This window comes from Kitasatospora sp. NPDC033851 (assembly GCF_055576085.1).
Window position 1 is genome coordinate 1 of sequence record NZ_JBVIRL010000086.1, and the last position, 4351, is coordinate 4351.

General features: G+C 73.3%; 2 protein-coding genes. Both read right to left on the reverse strand.

Annotated features, from left to right (window positions below; genetic code table 11):
- A partial coding sequence (locus ACZ51D_RS43465) for a type I polyketide synthase (RefSeq protein WP_465665835.1) occupies positions 1–1725 on the reverse strand: 1725 nt, incomplete at its 3' end.
- A gap of 2 nt (positions 1726–1727) precedes the next feature.
- A complete protein-coding gene (locus ACZ51D_RS43470) occupies positions 1728–4241 on the reverse strand; it encodes a type I polyketide synthase (RefSeq protein ID WP_465665837.1) in 2514 nt (837 codons plus the stop codon).
- Between the last annotated feature and the right edge of the window lie 110 nt (positions 4242–4351).

Consider the following 4351-nt stretch of genomic DNA (forward strand, 5'->3'; position numbering starts at 1 on the left):
CTCCCGGAACACCGCCTCCGAGCCGTACAACTCCCCACCCATACCCACCCACTGCGCACCCTGCCCCGGAAACACGAACACCGAACGACCCAGCGGACGGGCGGTCCCGGTGACCAGACCCGGCGCCGACCGGCCCTCCGCCAGTGCCTCCAACGCCTCCACACCGCTCAGCACCGCACGGTGATCGAAACGCGACCGCCCCGCCAACGCCCGACCCACCGCAGCCGCGCCGACCCCCGGATGCCCGGCCAGGAACGCCCCCAGCCGACGCGCCTGCTCCCGCAACGCCACATCCGACTTCCCCGACAACACCCACGGCACCACCCCGCCCGCGGACCCCGTCGAAACCCGGACCGGCTCCTCACCAGCCGCCTCGATCACCACATGCGCGTTCGTACCGCTGATGCCGAACGCCGACACGCCGGCACGGCGGGGACGCCCCGTCTCCGGCCACGGCCGGGCCTCGGTGAGCAGTGAGACACGACCCGCCGACCAGTCGACGTGGGAGGTCGGCGCGTCCACGTGGAGGGTCCGCGGCAGTTCACCGTGCCGCATCGCCATGACCATCTTGATCACACCCGCCACGCCGGCGGCGGCTTGCGTGTGGCCGATGTTCGACTTCACCGACCCCAGCCACAACGGCTCATCCCGCCCCTGACCGTAGGTCGCCAGGAGTGCCTGCGCCTCGATGGGGTCGCCAAGGGTGGTGCCGGTGCCGTGGGCCTCCGCCGCGTCCACGTCCGCCGTCGACAGTCCGGCATTCGCCAACGCCTGCCGGATGACGCGTTCCTGGGACGGACCATTCGGCGCCGCAAGCCCGTTCGACGCGCCGTCCTGGTTCACCGCCGAGCCCCGGACGACCGCCAGCACCCGGTGGCCGTTACGGCGGGCGTCGGACAGGCGTTCCAGCAGCAGCAGGCCGGCGCCCTCACCCCAGCTGGTGCCGTCGGCCGCCTCGGCGAACGCCTTCACCCGGCCATCGGCGGCAAGCCCCCGCTGCCGCGAGAACTCGACGAACCCCGCCGGCGTCGCCATCACCGTCACGCCACCGGCCAACGCCAGCGAACACTCCCCCGCCCGCAATGCCTGCGCCGCCAGATGGATCGCCACCAGCGACGACGAGCACGCCGTGTCCACCGACACCGCCGGACCCTCCAGCCCCAGCAGGTACGACACCCGCCCGGACGTGGCGCTGGTGGCTGTTCCGGTGGCGAGAAAACCTTCGAGGTCCGGCGGCGGCTGGTTGCCGTAGCCGGAGGACCACAGGCCGGTGAACACGGCTGTGCGGCTGCCGCCGAGTGTGGTCGGGTCGATGCCGGCGTACTCGAAGGTCTCCCAGGCGGTTTCCAGCAGCACCCGCTGCTGCGGGTCCATCGCCAACGCCTCGCGCGGCGAGATACCGAAGAACCCGGCATCGAAGCCGGCGCCGTCGGCGAGGAAGCCGCCCGATCGGCTGTAGGTCGTGCCCGGCCGGTCCGGGTCAGGGTCGTAGACGACGTCCCATCCACGGTCCGGCGGGAATGCGGTGATCGCGTCGGCACCGTCCGCGACGAGCCGCCACAGGTCGGCCGGGCACTCCACTCCGCCCGGGTAGCGGCAGCCCATGCCGATGATCGCGATCGGCTCGCGCGCGGCCTCCTCCATGTCGGCGAGGCGCTTACTGAGCACTCCCAGGTCGGCCGTGGCGCGCTTGAGGTAAGTGCGGAGCTTCTCTTCGTCAGACATCGCTACTGCTCCTCAGCGTTTCGGGACTCGCCCGATCGGATGACCTCGGTCCTGCGGTGCGCATCGTCCAGAAGGCTGAACAGTTCGTCGTCGCTGGCCTCGTCGACACCGGCCGCGGAGCCGGTGCGTTTGCCGGTCCAGGCCGCGAGTAGTGCTTCGAGGCGGGCCGCGACGGTCTCGTAGTCGGCGTCGGCGGCTGCCGCGTCCAGGGTGGACTTGAGCTGGTCGAGTTCGGCGAGCAGGGGGTCGGGTTCGGTGCCGTGCAGCCGTGTGTGCAGGGAGGCGGCGAGGCGGGTTGGTGTCGGGTGGTCGAAGACGAGCGTGGCGGGCAGGCGCAGGCCGGTGTCCGCGTCGAGCTGGTTGCGCAGTTCCACGGCGGTGAGCGAGTCGAACCCGATGTCGGTGAACGCCTGGTCGGGGTTGACCGCCTCCGGTGACGAGTGCCCCAGGACGAGGGAGACCTGGCCCACGACGAGTTGCAGCACGTCGGCCTGCGTCCACACGCGGTCGGCGGTCTGCCTGCGCCGGGGCCGTACCAGCTCCCGCAGCAGGGCGGGCGGATCGCCGGCGCGGCGCAGCGCCGACAGGTCGAACCTGACGGGGGCGAGGGTGGGGGTGCCCGCGGTCAGCGCGGCGTCGAACAGGGCCAGCGCGTCCGTCGTCGGCAGCGGCCGTACGCCGGCCCTCGCCAGGCGGTGCCGGTCGCTGGCGGTCAGACCTCCGGTCATGCCGCTGGCCTCTGCCCAGTAGCCCCAGGCGAGCGACACGGCCGGCTGTCCCTGGGCGTGCCGGTGTGCGGCGAGGCCGTCGAGGTACGCGTTCGCCGCCGAGTAGTTCGCCTGGCCCGCGCCGCCCAGCACACCGGCCGCCGACGAGAACAGCACGAACGCCTCCAGGTCCGAGGTCAGTTCGTGGAGGTGCCGCGCCGCGAGGGCCTTCGGCTCCCACACGCGCGCGAACTGCTGCGGGGTGAGGGATTCCACGACGGTGTCGGCCAGCGTGCCCGCGGCGTGGATCACCGAGGTGACCGGGTGTTCGGCGAGCAGCCGCGCCACCGCCTCGCGGTCGGACACGTCGCACGCCACGATGTCGGCGGTCGCGCCCAGCGCGGCCAGGTCGGCGGTCAGCGCGGCCGCGCCGGGGGCGTCCGGGCCGCTCCGGCTGACCAGCAGCAGGTGCCGCACGCCGTGCCGTACGGCGAGGTGGCGGGCGATCGTGCCGCCCAGGGTGCCGGTGCCGCCGGTGACGAGCACCGTGCCCTCGGGGCTGAGCGGCGAGGGCAGCGGTTCGGTCCGCGCCCGTTCGAGGCGGGGGACGTGAACGGCGCCGACGCGGATCGCGAGCTGGGGTTCGTCACCGGCCAGCCGGACCTCGTCGCCGTCGTCACCGTCGACCAGCACGAACCGGCCGGGGTGCTCGGTGGCGGCCGACCGGACCAGGCCCCAGACGGCGGCGGCCTGCGGGTCGACGTCCTCGCCCGGACGGACCGGCACGGCGTTGCGCGTGGCGATCACCATGCGCGGGGTGTCCGTGGTGAGGAAGTCCTGGATCACCCGCAGGGTCTCGACGGGCGAGGTGGCGTGGTGGACCGGGATGTCCGGTTCGGTGGTCGCCGCTTCCAGGACCGGCCACACCACCTGGTACGGCACGTCCCGCGTGGTGGCCCCGGCCGGCCGGCGCAGGGTCAACGAGGCGATCTCGGCGATCGGCGCGCCCGACTGGTCGGCGAGGCCGATCGCGCAGGAGTCCTGGCCGGTCATGGTCAGCCGGACCCTGGCGTGCTCGGCGCCGCGCCACCAGGAGATCCCGGCGAAGGAGAACGGCATCTTCGCCCGGTCGTCGGCGACGGTCACGGTCTGGATCGCGGCGTCGAGCAGGGCGGGGTGCAGGGCGAACCGGGTGTCACCGGGGGGTACAGCCACCTCCGCGTAGAGGGTGTGGCCCTCGCGCCAGGCCGCTCGCAGGCCTTGGAAGGCCGTGCCGTAGGCGAATCCGGCGTCGGCCAGGTTGTCGTAGAAGGCGTCGAGGTCGACGGCTTCGGCGTGCGGCGGCCACTGCCGTGCCCAGGGCTCCCGCGGTGCGACGGGTACGGCGCCCAGGGTCCCGGTGGCGTGCCGTACCCACTCGCCGTCCGCGCGCGAGTGGATCGAGACGCTGCGCCGGCCCGCCCGGTCGGGGCCGACGGTCACGGACACCTGCACGCCGTCCGCGACCACCAGCGGTGTCTCCAGCGTCAGGTCCTCGACCGCCGGGCAGCCGACGTGTTCGCCGGCCCGGAGCGCCAGGTCCACGAACGCCGCGCCGGGCAGCAGGGGCGAGCCCGAGATGACGTGTTCGGTGAGCCACGGCTGCGCGGTGGTGGCGAGTTGTCCCGTCAGCACCACGCCGTTGTCGTCGGGGAGTTCCATGGCGTCCCGCAGCAGCGGGTGGTCGATCCGGCCGTCACCGGTCGGTGCCGGGGTGGTGGGCTGGAGCCAGTAGTGCTGGTGCTGGAAAGCGTACGAAGGCACACGCACGCCCGACGTCCCCGCCGTCGTGGCCGCGGGCGGCGTCCAGCGCACGGAACCATCCACCCACAACCGCCCCAGCCCCGCGAACAACCGCTCCGGAGAATCACCACCACGCC